A 14,197-nucleotide genomic window follows, 5' to 3' on the forward strand; every position below is an offset into this window, starting at 1 on the left:
CGGCTACGATGTAAAGGGTATTTTGGATATATCACTGATATTGCTGTCATGGGGGAAGCATGAGCACGGGAAGCCCAATGATTACGTTACGCCGGGTAGCGGTGTGTACGATGGTAAGTTTGTGGTTGGCGGGTTGTACGAATACGGCCTCGACGTCGGCTCCTATCAGCAGCGTGGGGGGCGGCGGTGCCGCTCCATCCGGCAATAATAATGGCGGAGTGCAGCAGGCCAGCCCAGAGGGCCGCATAGTCTATAACCGCAGTTATAACGCCATCCCTAAAGGGAGCTACAGCGGCGGCGAAACTTATACGGTCAAGCGCGGTGACACGCTGTTTTATATTGCCTGGATCACCGGCAATGATTTCCGCGACCTGGCGCAGCGCAACAATATTCCCGAGCCATACAGCCTGAATGTTGGCCAAACCATTCAGCTTGGTAATGGTTCTGCCAACGGCGGCGGCGGCATGTTGGCGACGACAGACGCGACCAAAGGCGGTGTTCCGAAGCCACCTTCCAGCTCCCAGATCCAGACGGCAACGGTTGATTCTCAATCAACTAACGCGTATTCTGAAAACTCGGGTAAACAGAATGTAGGTAAGATGTTACCTGCAGCAGGTGCCGCAGCGGTTGGGACCGCGACTGCGCCTGTTACCGCGCCGGAAGCCGCTCCACCTGTGAGCAGCACCGTCAGCAACAGCGCTCCGGTCAGTACCTGGAGATGGCCGACTGACGGTAAGGTTATTGATAACTTTTCCTCATCAGAAGGTGGGAATAAGGGTGTCGATATCGCCGGTTCCCGTGGGCAGCCTATCTTCGCTACCGCCGATGGCCGCGTAGTGTATGCCGGCAACGCTTTACGGGGTTACGGTAATCTAATCATCATCAAACATAATGATGATTACCTGAGCGCCTACGCTCATAACGACACAATGCTGGTCCGGGAACAACAAGAAGTGAAGGCGGGTCAAAAAATAGCCACCATGGGTAGCACCGGTACCAGTTCAGTACGTTTGCATTTTGAAATTCGTTACAAGGGGAAATCCGTAAACCCGCTGCGTTATCTTCCGCAGCGATAGATTGGGCAGAATACGCTGAGATTCTGCTCGCGGTATCACGGGTAGGAGCAGCATATGAGCCAAAATACGCTGAAAGTTAACGAGTTACATGATGATGCGGATTTCGACGAGAATGGAGCTGAGGCCGAGTCGTTTGATGAAAAAGCGCTGGTAGAAGAAGAGACCAGCGAGAACGATTTAGCGGAAGAATAGCTGTTGTCTCAAGGCGTTACGCAACGCGTATTGGATGCGACGCAGCTCTATCTGGGTGAGATCGGTTATTCACCTCTGCTGACCGCAGAGGAAGAAGTCTATTTTGCGCGGCGTGCTCTGCGCGGTGACGTGCCGTCCCGCCGCCGCATGATTGAAAGCAACCTGCGGCTGGTGGTGAAAATCGCTCGCCGCTACAGCAACCGCGGTCTGGCGCTGCTGGATCTGATCGAAGAGGGTAACCTCGGTCTGATTCGCGCAGTGGAAAAATTCGACCCGGAACGCGGTTTCCGCTTCTCCACTTATGCAACCTGGTGGATCCGTCAGACGATTGAACGGGCGATCATGAACCAAACCCGTACCATTCGTTTGCCTATCCATATCGTCAAAGAACTGAATGTCTATCTGCGCACCGCGCGCGAGCTTTCTCACAAGCTGGATCACGAACCGAGCGCTGAAGAAATTGCCGAGCAACTCGACAAGCCGGTGGATGACGTCAGCCGCATGCTGCGCCTGAATGAGCGCATCACCTCGGTGGATACGCCGCTGGGCGGGGATTCGGAGAAAGCGCTGCTGGACATTCTGGCCGACGAGAAGGACAACGGGCCTGAAGACACCACGCAAGATGACGATATGAAGCAAAGCATCGTCAAATGGCTGTTCGAATTGAACGCCAAACAGCGTGAAGTGTTGGCGCGTCGTTTCGGCCTGTTGGGCTATGAAGCGGCGACGCTGGAAGACGTAGGCCGGGAGATTGGCCTGACGCGCGAGCGCGTCCGTCAGATTCAGGTAGAAGGTCTGCGCCGTCTGCGTGAGATTTTGCAGATGCAGGGCCTGAGCATTGAGGCGCTGTTCCGCGAATAACGCCGGTTGTTGAACCGCATCAAATAAAAACGGTGAGCATGATGCTCACCGTTTTTTTATGCCCGCGTTTGGCGCCAGACTACACCATATTTTTCAGTCGGTAGATCCATTCCAGCGCCTGTCGCGGCGACAGGGAATCCGGATCCAGCGCCTCCAGGGCTTCTACCGCCGGCGAGGTCTCTTCCTGCAGCAGCGTCATCTGGGTGGCATCGACGCTGCCCGATGCGGTGTGGCTGGAAATAGACTCCAGCTCGCGCAGTTTCTGACGGGCGCGTTTGATGACGTCGCGCGGCACGCCGGCCAGCGCGGCGACCGCCAGGCCATAGCTTTTGCTGGCGGCACCGTCTTGCACGCTGTGCATGAAGGCGATGGTGTCGCCGTGTTCAAGCGCATCCAGATGCACGTTGACCACGCCTTCCATTTTCTCCGGCAGGGTCGTCAGCTCGAAGTAGTGGGTGGCGAACAGCGTCATCGCCTTGATGCGGTTGGCCAGGTTCTCGGCGCAGGCCCAGGCCAGCGACAGGCCGTCGTAGGTGGAGGTGCCGCGGCCGATTTCATCCATCAACACCAGGCTGTGCTCGGTGGCGTTGTGCAGAATGTTGGCGGTTTCGGTCATCTCCACCATGAAGGTGGAGCGGCCGGAAGCCAGATCGTCCGCCGCGCCGACGCGGGTGAAGATGCGATCCACCGGGCCGATGGTGGCCTTGGTGGCCGGCACGTAGCTGCCGATGTGCGCCATCAGCACAATCAGCGCCGTTTGCCGCATATAGGTGCTTTTACCGCCCATGTTCGGACCGGTTATGATCAGCATGCGGCGCTGCGGCGACAGGGTGAGCGGGTTGGAGATAAACGGCTCGCTCAGCACCTGCTCCACCACCGGATGGCGGCCTTCGGTAATGCGGATCCCCGGCTGCTCGCTCATGGTCGGGCAAGCGTAGTTCAGGGTATCTGCGCGCTCGGCCAGGTTGGCCAGCACGTCCAGCTCGGCCAGCGCGGCGGCGCTTTGTTGCAGTTCCGCCAGGTGCGGCAGCAGCAGATCGAATAGCTCGTCGTACAGGCTTTTCTCGATCGCCAGCGCCTTACCCTTGGAGGTGAGCACTTTGTCTTCGTACTCTTTCAGTTCCGGGATGATGTAGCGCTCGGCGTTTTTCAGCGTCTGACGGCGTACATAGTGGATCGGCACCAGGTGGCTCTGACCGCGGCTGACCTGAATATAATAGCCGTGTACGCCGTTAAAACCGACCTTGAGCGTATCCAGCCCCAGCTTTTCACGCTCGCGGATCTCCAGCCGGTCGAGGTAGTCGCTGGCGCCGTCGGCCAGCGCGCGCCACTCGTCCAGCTCGCTGTTGTAACCGGGGGCGATCACGCCGCCGTCGCGCACCAATACCGGCGGCGATTCAATCACCGCGCGTTCCAGCAGCTCGCGCAGCTCGTCGAACTGGCCCACCTGCGACAGCAACTGCTGCACGTGCGGCGTTTTCACATCCTGCAGCAGCGCGCGGATGTCCGGCAGTTGCTGGAAAGCATGACGCATGCGCGCCAGATCGCGCGGACGCGCGGTACGCAGCGCCAGACGCGCCAAAATTCGCTCCTGATCGCCCACCTGGCGCAGCGAAGGCTGCAGATCGGCGAACAGCTCCTGCAATGCGCCGATCGCCTGTTGGCGGGCGGTGAGAACCTTGATATCGCGGGTCGGCATGTGCAGCCAGCGTTTCAGCATGCGGCTGCCCATCGGCGTGACCGTGCGATCGAGGATCGCCGCCAGCGTGTTGTCGTTGCCGCCGGACAGGCTCTGCGTCAGTTCCAGGTTGCGGCGGGTCGCGGCGTCCATGATGATGCCGTCCTGCTGGCGCTCCATAGTGATGCCGCGAATATGCGGCAGCGAAGTACGCTGGGTATCTTTGACGTATTGCAGCAGGCAGCCGGCGGCGCGCAGCGCCTGGTGCGCCTGCTCGACGCCGAAACCGGTCAAGTCGCGGGTGCCGAACTGCAGGTTGAGCTGCTGGCGTGCGGTCTCCAGTTCGAATTCCCACAGCGGGCGGCGGCGCAGGCCGTGGCGTTGTTCGATCAGCGCCATTTGTTCGAAGGTTTCCGGGTAGAGCAGCTCGGCTGGATTGGTACGCTGCAGCTCGGCAGCCATGGTTTCCAAATCCTGCGGCTCGGCGACGCGGAAGCGGCCGGAGCTGACGTCCAGAGTGGCATAACCGAAGCCACGCGCATCCTGCCAGATCGCCGCCAGCAGGTTGTCCTGGCGTTCTTGCAGCAGCGCTTCGTCGGTGATGGTGCCGGGGGTGACGATACGCACCACTTTGCGCTCGACCGGCCCTTTGCTGGTGGCCGGATCGCCGATCTGCTCACAGATGGCGACGGACTCGCCGAGCTGCACCAGCTTGGCCAGGTAGTTCTCTACCGCATGGTGTGGCACGCCGGCCATCGGAATCGGTTCACCCGCCGAGGCGCCGCGTTTGGTCAGCGAGATATCCAGCAGTTGGGAAGCGCGCTTGGCGTCGTCGTAAAACAGCTCGTAGAAGTCGCCCATGCGGTAGAACAGCAGGATTTCAGGATGCTGGGCCTTGAGGCGCAGGTACTGCTGCATCATCGGCGTGTGCGAATCGAGTTTATCGGTGCTATTCATGCGATTATTTTTCCAATCCATTGAATGTAAAGGTCATTGTGATTTTCATTGTCGTCATTCGCTATCACATTGTTTCAGCAGACGCCGCCCCTTTTAGCGCTTGCCGGGCGGCGCAAATCAAATCATCAAAACGCCAAACGGCGCGCTCAAACCCAAGGTTTGCACAGACGCTTATACTAGCCCAGCGGGCAATCGGCTGTCACAGGTAAAAATGGGAAGCGCTGCGCAAGGCCGGTTTGTAACGCAGCGAGATTGTTGTTCGCCTGCGGGCAACAACGCAAGTGTCGCCGCCCGCAGTGGTGCTGGAGAGGTTATTGCGCGGCGGTGAGAGGCAAGGGCAGTTGATAGAGGCGGAAGCTGTCGGGCACTTCGGTTTCATGGCCGGGCAGCAGACGGTGGCGGATGCGCGACTCGCTGACGAAGGCGCAGCCTTGTGGGGTGATAGTCAGGTTGACCGGCGACTCCATGCCTTCGCGCAAGACCTCAAGCTGGTGCATCCCTGCCGCCTTGGGTGACGGGATCCGCAGGATCCGCCCTTGGCCGCTCTGGATCCCGTTTTCCAGCAAGATCAGCGCGCCGTCTGGCGCCAATCCCATCCCGTCCGGGTTTTCGATGAGGCGCGGCAGCTGCATTTCCGTCAACTGCGGCTTTGGATCGTTATAGCTGAGGGTGTAGAGCTTACCGGTGCCGAAATTGGCGACTGCCATCAGCCGGTCGTCGAGCAGCACGATCCCGGCGGCCCCCAACCCGCTGGGAGCCGCCAATTGCGGATCCCGATACAGCGTACTGAATGCCGTTTCGCCCGGCCGCAGGCGCAGGATGCCGCCGCCGCGGGTTTCCGTTACGTACACCGTGCCGTCTGCGCCGAGCACGATATCGTTGCCCATTTCTCCCGCCGGCAGCGCCAGGCTGCGGTTGAGGGTGCCATCCGCGACGTTCAGCGCATAGATGCGGTTGGCGCGCGCTTTGCCGCCGGAGAGAAAGTCCGGCGAATTGCCCCACAGCAGCCCGCGCCGTTCGTCCAGCCGCAGCGCATTTGAGGCGAACACCGTGTCAGCACCGGGGAAAAAGGTTTCCCACGCTTTACCCGGCCGTTTGCGCAGCACGTTGCCGCTGGTGATCAGCCCGACATACAGCGTACCGTCCGCTGCGCGGGCGATGCCGTTGGGGTAAAGCGCGCCGGACGGCAGCGTTATGCTGCTTTCTGTGCAGTCTGCGCTGACGGCTGCCTGCGCCGGTGGGCTAAGAGTGAGTGCGGTAGCGAGGGTGAACAACGCCGCTCGCGCGATAACAGCGTATGACATGTTTCTCTCCGGGAATGGGGGAAAAGGAGCTACCAGCGCTCGGGGCGGGCAGCCTGTGCCATTGGCGCCTCCAGTGCGGCGACGTCTTCCGGCGATAGCCTGAGGGTGAGCGCTGCCAGCGCATCCTGCAGATGATGCGGCTTGGACATGCCCACCAGCGGTGACGTCACGCCGGGTCTGGCCAACAGCCAGGCCAGCGCGATCTGCGCCGGTGGAACGCCGCGCGCGGCCGCCACCTCCGCTACCGCATCGACGGTGCGCTCTACCTCCTTTCTGCCGTTATACCAACGGGGGACCTGTTCGTCGGTGGCGGCGCGCAGCGTGCCGCCACTGCCGGAACCGGCCAGTACGCCGCGGGCCAGCGGCGACCAGGGCGTCAGGCCAAGGCCCTCCTCCAGACACAGCGGGATCAGCTCCTCTTCATCTTCACGCGTCACCAGGTTGTATTGGCTTTGCAGCGAAATAAACGGCGCCAGGCGGTGTTGACGTTGAAAGGCCAGCATTTTCATCAGGCGCCAGGCGTGCAGCGAAGAGGCGCCGAGATAGCGGATTTTGCCCGCCCGCACCAGGCCGTCGAGGGTGTCGGCAGTTTCTTCGATCGGCGTTTCGGTGTCGAAGCGGTGCAGCACGAACAGATCGAGATAATCCGTCCCCAACCGCTGCAAGGAGGCGTCGACGCTGTGCAGCAGGTGCTTGCGCGACAGTCCGCGGTTGTTCGGCTGCGCGTCCATCGGAAAGTAGGCTTTGGTGGCGATCACCACGTCTTCACGGCGGGCGAACGCCTTCAGCGCGCGGCCGAGAATGCGCTCGCTTTCTCCGCCGGAGTAAATGTTGGCGGTATCGAAAAAATTGATGCCCGCTTCCAGCGCCTCGCGGATAAAGGGGCGCGCTTCATCTTCTTTCAGCACCCAGGGCCGCCAGGCCGGATCGCCGTAGGTCATGCAACCCAGGCAGAGGCTGGACACCTGCAGGCCACTGTCGCCAAGCCGTACGTAGTTCATGGCGTCGTCTCCTCAGCGCATGCCGGCGATGGTGTAACCGCCGTCCACCAGCAGGCTTTGGCCGGTGATGAAGCGGGCTTCGTCCGTCGCCAGCCACAGCGCCACATCGCCGATGTCTTCCGATTCGCCCAGGCGGCCGGCGGGCGTGTGGGCGATAAAGGGCGCGAACGCCGCGCTGTCGGCCACGCTGCCGCGCGCCATCGGCGTGTCGATGATGCCGGGGTTGATGTTGTTGACGCGGATGCCCTGGCCGCTGTATTCGAGCGCCACCGCGCGGATCATCGCATCGAGCGCCCCTTTGCTGGCGGAGTAGCTGGATGAGCCGGCCAGCGCGCCGTGGGTCAGCCAGGAGGACGTGTTGATGATCACGCCGCCTGAATGCTGTGCCAGGAAGGTTTCAATCTCGTATTTCATCGCCAGCCAGACGCCACGAAGGTTAATGGCGATCACGCGGTCAAAATCCTCGCTGCTCTGTTCGGTGATGGGGGCGAAGTTGCCGATGATGCCGGCGTTGTTGAAGGCGACGTCGAGCCGGCCGTAGTGGGCGCTCACCGTGGCGAGCAGCCTGCGGATATCGTCTTCCTGGGAGACGTCGGCCACGATGGGCAGGGCGTCGCCGCCGGCCAGCGCGATGTCGCGCGCCGTGGCTTCGATTTCCGCCGCGCGACGGCCGACCAGCGCGACGTTGGCACCTTCGCGGGCATAGGCCAGCGCCGCAGCGCGGCCGATACCGGTACCGCCGCCGCTCACCAGTACGACTTTGTCCGCCAAACGGCGCGGTGTTTCATGAGTTGGAGCTGTAGCATTAATCATCGCTTCGATACCTGGTAATGGGTTCGATCGCAATGCTATGTTGTTAGATGACGGATAACTATCCGCTAAAAATTCATCTCACTATTAGATAATTTATATTAATAGCATGAAGAAACCCGAATTGTCCGGCCTGGCGGCCTTCGTGGCTATCGCCAGTGAACGCAGCTTCCGCCGTGCCGCCGCCCGATTGGGCGTGACGCCGCCGACGCTGACCCACACCCTGCGCGAATTGGAAGCGCAGGTGGGCATTCGCCTGCTGAATCGCACCACCCGCGACGTCTCGCCGACGGAGGCCGGTGAGCATCTGCTGGCACAGTTGGTGCCCGCCTTTACCGACATCGACGCCGCGCTGGAGAGCCTGAATGCGTTTCGCGAAGGGCCACGCGGCCTGGTGCGTATCAACGCGCCGCGTTCGGCGATCGATCTCGCCATCGTGCCGCATCTGGGGCGGTTGGCCAGCGAGTACCCCGGCATTACGCTGGAGGTGGTGGCGGACGAGGGGTTCGCCAACATCGTCGAGCAAGGCTTTGACGCCGGTATTCGGCTCGGCGAGGATCTGCACAACGATATGCGCGCGGTGCGCCTGACGCCGGATCTGCGTTTTGCCATCGTCGCCACGCCGGACTATTTTCAACGGCACGGCGAACCGACGCATCCGCAGGATTTGCTGCAGCACCGCTGCATCGGTTGGCGTAAGGCCTCATCGGGTGAGCGCTACAAATGGGGATTTCAGCAGGGCGAGCAGCGGTTTTCCGTGGCGGTTAACAGCCCGCTTATCGTGGATGACGCCAGGCTGTTGCTGCAGGCGGCGTTGGCGCACGTCGGCATCGCTTTCGCTATCGAACAGGAGGTGGAAGAACACCTGGCGAGCGGGCGGCTGCGGCGGGTGTTGGCCGACTGGTGTGCGCCGTTTCCCGGTTTTTACCTCTATTACCCCAACCGCAGGAACCATTCCGTGGCGCTGGCCACGGTGATCGAGTTGCTGCGTCTGCCCGTGTAATCCTCCTCGCCTGCCATCGCGTTCGGATGGCAGTAGGCGAATCAAGCTTGAACTATTTTTATTCCCACGCCGTTTGTTCAGGCGCAAATAACCCCTTAAATTCTCGGTGAGTTTGTAACTTGCTGTTTATAATTGTTATTTGAGTATTTTTTGCGAATATTCTGAGCTTTTTTCAGTTATTTGAGAGCCCGATCACACTATTTTTTTATGCGAAATGTGAAGGGGGTCAATCCGCCAGGTCAATGAGAGACGGTTGTGTTTCCTCCTGGCTTACCGATCCGTTTTTCATGCTCCGTATACTGTCTGTAACCAGGGCAACGTGACGGAAATTTTCATAAGGAATGTGCGTGAAGCAATCGTGATTGCATCTGGCATACAAATAACACGGGGTTTTTTTGATTATCTGAGGTGCTTGGTATGGAAAAGAAAAAAATCTATCTGTTTTGTTCTGCCGGTATGTCCACTTCCCTGTTGGTATCAAAAATGAAGGCGCAGGCCGAGAAATATGAAGTGCCGGTGATCATCGCCGCCTACCCGGAAGCGCTGGCTGCGGAGAAAGGCGTTGAGGCGGATCTGATCCTGCTGGGGCCGCAGATCGCCTACACCTTGCCGGAAGTGCAAAAACAGCTGCCCAATAAACCCGTTGAGGTCATCGATCCGCTGCTGTACGGCAAGGTCGATGGGCTGGGCGTGCTGAAGGCCGCGGTGGCCGCCATCAAGAAAGCCAATCAATAACAGGAGGCCGCCGTGAATACCCTCATTGCCTCGCTCGAGAAGGTTATCCTGCCTTTCGCCGTAAAAATCGGTAAGCAGCCCCACGTCAACGCCATCAAGAATGGCTTTATCCGCCTGATGCCGCTGACCTTGACCGGGGCGATGTTCGTGTTGATCAACAACGTGTTTCTGAGCTTCGGCGAAGGATCGTTCTTCTATTCTCTGGGCGTAAGGTTAGATGCCTCTACCATAGAGACGCTGAATAGTCTGAAGAGCATCGGCGGCAGCGTTTACAACGGCACGCTGGGGATCATGTCCCTGATGACGCCGTTCTTTATCAGCATGGCGTTGGCGGAAGAGCGCAAGGTCGATCCGCTCGCTTCGGCGCTGCTGGCGGTGGCGGCCTTTATGACCGTCACGCCGTTCAATGTCGGCGAGGCCTATGCGGTGGGAGCCAACTGGTTGGGAGGCGCCAACATCATTTCCGGTATGGTGATCGGGCTGGCGGTGGCCGAGATGTTTGCCTTCATCGTGCGGCGCAACTGGGTGATTAGCCTGCCGGACAGCGTGCCGGCCTCGGTGTCGCGTTCCTTCTCGGCGCTGATCCCCGGTTTCATCATCCTCTCCATCATGGGGCTGGTGGCGTTCGCACTGGCGCACTGGGGCACCAACTTTCACCAGATCATCATGGACGGCATTTCGGCGCCGCTGGCCAAGATGGGCAGCGTGGTGGGCTGGGTGTACGTGCTGTTCTCCTCGCTGCTGTGGTTCTTTGGGGTGCACGGCTCCATGGCGCTGGCGGCGCTGGACAGCGGCATCATGACGCCGTTCGCGCTGGAAAACGTGGAGCTGTACAACAAATACGGTTCGGTCGAAGCGGCGGTAGCCGCCGGAAAAGAGTTCCACATGTGGGCGAAACCGTTCGTCGATTCCTACATCTACCTCGGCGGCACCGGCTCGACGCTGGGCTTGATCATCGCCATCTTCATCGCCTCGCGCCGCGAAGATTACCGCCAGGTCGCCAAACTGGCGACGCCATCCGGCATCTTCCAGATTAACGAACCGATACTGTTCGGTCTGCCGGTGATCATGAACCCGGTGATGTTCATTCCGTTCATCCTGGTGCAGCCGGTGCTGACCATTATCACCTCCCTGGCCTACTACTCCGGGCTGATCCCGCCGATCACCAACATCGCGCCCTGGACCATGCCGGTCGGCCTGGGGGCGTTCTTCAACACCAACGGCAGCATCATGGCCATGTTGCTGAGCCTGTTCAACCTGGCGGTCGCCACCGTGATCTATCTGCCGTTCGTGGCGATCTCCAACAAGGCGCAGAGCCAGATCGACGCGGCGACGGAAAGCGAAGAAGACATCGCCAAGGCGCTGAAATTCTAACTGTGGAACGGGGCGGCGCGGCCGCCCCGCGAGGGACGCGAGTATGGAATATCAATTTGCCGACGGGTTCTGGTGGGGCAGCGCCACCTCCGCGCCGCAGTCTGAAGGGGCGGCCGCGCGGGACGGCAAGAGTCGCAACATCTTCGACTATTGGTACGAGATCGCGCCCGAGCGCTTTCACGGACGGGTGGGGCCGACCGAGGCCTCGACCTTTTATGACCATTTCCGCACCGATATCGGGCTGCTCAAAACGCTGGGCCATAATACTTTCAGAACCTCGATCTCGTGGTCGCGGCTGATCCCGGACGGCGACGGTGAAGTGAACCCGCAGGCGGTGGCGTTCTATAACGCGATGATCGACGAGCTGCTGGCGCAGGGCATCACCCCGTTTATCAATCTCTATCACTTCGATATGCCGCTGTGCATGCAACAGCGCGGCGGTTGGGAAAGCCGGGCGGTGGTCGAAGCCTATGCGCGTTACGCCGATACCTGTTTCGGCCTGTTTGGCGATCGGGTCACCCACTGGTTTACCTTCAACGAGCCGATCGTGCCGGTGGAAGCCGGTTACCTGAATGACCTGCACTACCCTTGCGTGGTGGACTTCAAACGGGCGGTCACCGTGGCGTATCACAGCGTGCTGGCGCACGCCATGGCGGTGCAGCGTTTCAGAGCGCGGGGGCTGCCGGGGAGCATCGGCATCATTTTGAACCTGAGCCCAACCTATCCGCGCTCCGATGCGCCGGAGGATCTGCAGGCCGCACACGACGCCGATCTGTTGCTCAACCGCAGCTTTCTCGATCCGGTCGCCAAAGGGCGTTATCCGGCGGCGTTGCTGCATCTGTTGGCGCAGCATGGGCTGATGCCTTACTGCGAACCGCAGGATGCGCAGCTGATCGAAGGCGGCGTGGTGGATATCCTTGGCGTCAACTATTACCAGCCGCGCAGGGTGCAGGCGAAAGAGGGACGGCGCGCCGAAGGGCCGATCGCATCGCCGGAGGATTTGTTCAGTTACTATGCAATGCCGGGCCGCAAAATCAATCCGCACCGCGGCTGGGAGATCTACGAGAAGGGGCTGTACGACATCCTGATGGATCTGAAAGAGAACTACGGCAATCTGCCCTGTTATATTTCGGAAAACGGCATGGGCGTCGAGGGCGAAGAAGCGTTTATCGGCGCCGATGGGCGGGTGGAGGACGATTACCGCATCGACTTTATTCGCGAACACCTGAAGTGGCTGCACCGCGCGCTGGCGGAAGGCTCGCAGTGCAAGGGCTATCATCTGTGGACCTTTATCGACTGCTGGTCCTGGCTGAATGCCTACAAGAATCGTTATGGGCTGGTGCGGCTGGATCGGGCGGATCAGCGGCGCACCATCAAAAAAAGCGGTTACTGGTTTGCCGAGGCGGCCAGACGCAACGGATTTGACTAACGGGAGGCCGGTGCCGTGTCCGATAACCGAATTTCGCTGAGTGCCAACGACGTGAAGCTGATTCGCGAGCAGGATTTCTTTAACTGCAAAGACTTTCACCTGTTCATCTATAACAAGGTGGAAAGTGCCACCGGGCTGCATCAGCACGACTATTACGAGTTCACCATCGTGCTGAGCGGCAAATGCTATCAGGAGATCAACGGCAAGCGGGTGCTGCTGGAACGCGGGGATTTCGTCTTTATCCCTATCGGTTCCTACCACCAGAGCTTTTACGAGTTCGGCGCGACGAAAATTTTCAACGTGGCGGTCAGCAAAGCGTTTTTTGAAGAGCATTACTTGCAACAGCTGCCGCGCTGCTTTGTCGCCTCGCAGGCTTACAGCCTGAGAAGCGAGTTTTTGGCCTATATCGAATCGGTGGTGAGTTCCCCGCAGTTTCGTGAGGACGACTTCGCCGAATTCCTCGAAACATTGACCTTCTACGTGATCAGCCGCATCCGACATTATAAAGAAGAAAACGACGGCGGCGATGATATCCCGCAGTGGCTGAAGAACACCCTGGCCGGCATGCATGACAAGGCGATGTTCGGCGAAAAGGCGTTGGCGAACATGGTGGCGCTGTCGGGGAAAACCCAGGAGTACCTGACCCGGGCGATGCGGCGTTACTACCATAAAACGCCGATGCAGGTGATCAATGAGATCCGCATCAACTTCGCCAAGACGCAGCTGGAGGTCACCAACTATTCGGTTTCCGATATCGCCTTCGATTCCGGCTATGGCGACGTCAGCCTGTTCATCAAAAACTTCAAGCGGCTCACCGACGTGACCCCGGGCAATTACCGAAAAAAGTGTTACGGCCCTCTTTAGGGCCGCTCCCGATCAGTATCAACGCCGATATGCCGATGAGCTTCAGGGCGCCGGTCGGTTAATCATTTGATTTTTACCTTAACGAGGGGGAATGCCGCGCCGAGCGGTCGGCCTTCCCTTGCCAAAAATCTATCCCGCGGGAGCCTCTATGGAAAAACTACTGATCGTGAATGCCGATGATTTCGGCCTGAGCAAAGGGCAGAACTATGGCGTCATCGAGGCGTATCAGCATGGCGTCGTTTCCTCCACCACGGCGATGGTGAACGGCGGCGGCGCGCAGCACGCGGCGGCGCTCAGCCGGCAATATCCGGGGTTGCCGATCGGGCTGCATTTCGTTTTGACCCATGGCAAGCCGCTGGGCGCCATGCCTTCGTTGGTCAACGAACATGGCGAACTGGGCAAATGGCTGTGGCGCCGCGCCGAGGCCGGCGAGCTGTCGCTGGACGAAATTCGCGAGGAGCTGCAGCGCCAGTTCGCGCGCTTCGTGACGCTGTTCGGCCGGCCGCCGACGCATATCGACAGCCACCACCATGTGCATATGCAGCCGCAAATTTATCCGCTGGTGGAGGCGTTCGCGCAAGCGCAGGGGCTGCCGCTGCGTCTCGATCGCGAAGAGGCGAAACGGCGTGGCATCACGCTGCATGCCCCCTATAGCACTGACGCTTTCGACGCGGGATTCTACGGTGAGACGATTTCCGAAACGTTGTTCCTGCAAAGGTTGGCGCGCGCCGACGAGCAGGGCGCAGAATCATTGGAAATGATGTGCCACCCGGCGTTCCTCGACGCGACGATCCTGCAGAGCCAATACTGCCACCCGCGCCTCGTCGAGCTGGATGTGTTGACCGCGCCGACGCTGAAAGCGGCGATCGCCGAACGCGGTTTTCTGTTGGGCTCCTTCCAGGATCTGTAACAC

11 protein-coding genes and 1 pseudogene are annotated in these 14,197 nt (G+C 59.9%); 8 read left to right on the top strand and 4 right to left on the bottom strand.

The window, feature by feature from the left end:
- The first annotated feature begins 77 nt into the window (after nucleotides 1-77).
- Nucleotides 78-1,076 carry a murein hydrolase activator NlpD gene (nlpD, locus tag IT763_RS03650; protein ID WP_015376692.1) on the top strand — a complete coding sequence of 333 codons (999 nt, stop codon included), beginning with the start codon at nucleotides 78-80 and terminating at the stop codon, nucleotides 1,074-1,076.
- Between the two features lie 54 nt (nucleotides 1,077-1,130).
- Nucleotides 1,131-2,129, top strand: a pseudogene (rpoS, locus tag IT763_RS03655) (RNA polymerase sigma factor RpoS).
- Between the two features lie 79 nt (nucleotides 2,130-2,208).
- Here the strand turns inward: rpoS and mutS are convergent.
- The 4 genes from mutS to IT763_RS03675 all read right to left on the bottom strand — a co-directional run bounded on the left by mutS (nucleotide 2,209) and on the right by IT763_RS03675 (nucleotide 7,819).
- On the bottom strand, nucleotides 2,209-4,764 hold the full coding sequence (gene mutS, locus IT763_RS03660; RefSeq protein ID WP_206195185.1) for a DNA mismatch repair protein MutS: 2,556 nt from the start codon (nucleotides 4,762-4,764) through the stop codon (nucleotides 2,209-2,211).
- A gap of 311 nt (nucleotides 4,765-5,075) precedes the next feature.
- Nucleotides 5,076-6,068, bottom strand: a complete 993-nt coding sequence (locus IT763_RS03665; RefSeq protein WP_241005487.1) for a hypothetical protein — start codon at nucleotides 6,066-6,068, stop codon at nucleotides 5,076-5,078.
- A gap of 29 nt (nucleotides 6,069-6,097) precedes the next feature.
- Nucleotides 6,098-7,069, bottom strand: coding sequence for an aldo/keto reductase (locus tag IT763_RS03670; RefSeq protein ID WP_206195186.1), 972 nt, complete (start codon nucleotides 7,067-7,069; stop codon nucleotides 6,098-6,100).
- 12 nt (nucleotides 7,070-7,081) lie between these two features.
- On the bottom strand, nucleotides 7,082-7,819 hold the full coding sequence (locus tag IT763_RS03675) for an SDR family NAD(P)-dependent oxidoreductase (protein WP_369435772.1): 738 nt from the start codon (nucleotides 7,817-7,819) through the stop codon (nucleotides 7,082-7,084).
- A 169-nt stretch (nucleotides 7,820-7,988) separates the two neighbouring features.
- Here IT763_RS03675 and IT763_RS03680 point away from each other — a divergent pair, with 169 nt between their 5' ends.
- The 6 genes from IT763_RS03680 (at nucleotide 7,989) to chbG (ending at nucleotide 14,194) form a co-directional block, all read left to right on the top strand.
- Nucleotides 7,989-8,882, top strand: a complete 894-nt coding sequence (locus IT763_RS03680) for a LysR family transcriptional regulator (RefSeq protein ID WP_206195187.1) — start codon at nucleotides 7,989-7,991, stop codon at nucleotides 8,880-8,882.
- Nucleotides 8,883-9,299: 417 nt separating this feature from the next.
- Nucleotides 9,300-9,617: a PTS sugar transporter subunit IIB gene (locus IT763_RS03685; RefSeq protein ID WP_004932561.1), complete on the top strand. Its 318-nt coding sequence runs from the start codon at nucleotides 9,300-9,302 to the stop codon at nucleotides 9,615-9,617.
- A gap of 12 nt (nucleotides 9,618-9,629) precedes the next feature.
- The gene (gene chbC / locus IT763_RS03690; protein WP_016929034.1) at nucleotides 9,630-10,991 is read left to right on the top strand and encodes a PTS N,N'-diacetylchitobiose transporter subunit IIC; all 1,362 of its coding nucleotides are present in this window, start codon (nucleotides 9,630-9,632) and stop codon (nucleotides 10,989-10,991) included.
- A gap of 43 nt (nucleotides 10,992-11,034) precedes the next feature.
- Complete coding sequence (locus IT763_RS03695) at nucleotides 11,035-12,420, top strand: glycoside hydrolase family 1 protein (protein WP_206195188.1); 1,386 nt, start codon at nucleotides 11,035-11,037, stop codon at nucleotides 12,418-12,420.
- A gap of 15 nt (nucleotides 12,421-12,435) precedes the next feature.
- Entirely contained in the window at nucleotides 12,436-13,284 is an 849-nt protein-coding gene (gene chbR / locus IT763_RS03700; protein ID WP_016929032.1) for a transcriptional regulator ChbR, read from the top strand.
- 148 nt (nucleotides 13,285-13,432) lie between these two features.
- Nucleotides 13,433-14,194 carry a chitin disaccharide deacetylase gene (chbG, locus tag IT763_RS03705; RefSeq protein ID WP_206195189.1) on the top strand — a complete coding sequence of 254 codons (762 nt, stop codon included), beginning with the start codon at nucleotides 13,433-13,435 and terminating at the stop codon, nucleotides 14,192-14,194.
- Nucleotides 14,195-14,197: the final 3 nt, after the last annotated feature.

Origin of the sequence: Serratia sp. CMO1, from assembly GCF_015689115.1 — a bacterium.
Lineage (GTDB): Bacteria > Pseudomonadota > Gammaproteobacteria > Enterobacterales > Enterobacteriaceae > Serratia > Serratia marcescens.

Coding starts and splice junctions, on each gene's coding strand:
- IT763_RS03670 (WP_206195186.1), bottom strand. CDS start 7,069: ATGAACTACGTACGGCTTGGCGACAGTGGCCTGCAGGTGTCCAGCCTC.
- IT763_RS03695 (WP_206195188.1), top strand. CDS start 11,035: ATGGAATATCAATTTGCCGACGGGTTCTGGTGGGGCAGCGCCACCTCC.
- chbG (WP_206195189.1), top strand. CDS start 13,433: ATGGAAAAACTACTGATCGTGAATGCCGATGATTTCGGCCTGAGCAAA.
- IT763_RS03680 (WP_206195187.1), top strand. CDS start 7,989: ATGAAGAAACCCGAATTGTCCGGCCTGGCGGCCTTCGTGGCTATCGCC.
- IT763_RS03665 (WP_241005487.1), bottom strand. CDS start 6,068: ATGTCATACGCTGTTATCGCGCGAGCGGCGTTGTTCACCCTCGCTACC.
- nlpD (WP_015376692.1), top strand. CDS start 78: ATGATTACGTTACGCCGGGTAGCGGTGTGTACGATGGTAAGTTTGTGG.
- IT763_RS03685 (WP_004932561.1), top strand. CDS start 9,300: ATGGAAAAGAAAAAAATCTATCTGTTTTGTTCTGCCGGTATGTCCACT.
- mutS (WP_206195185.1), bottom strand. CDS start 4,764: ATGAATAGCACCGATAAACTCGATTCGCACACGCCGATGATGCAGCAG.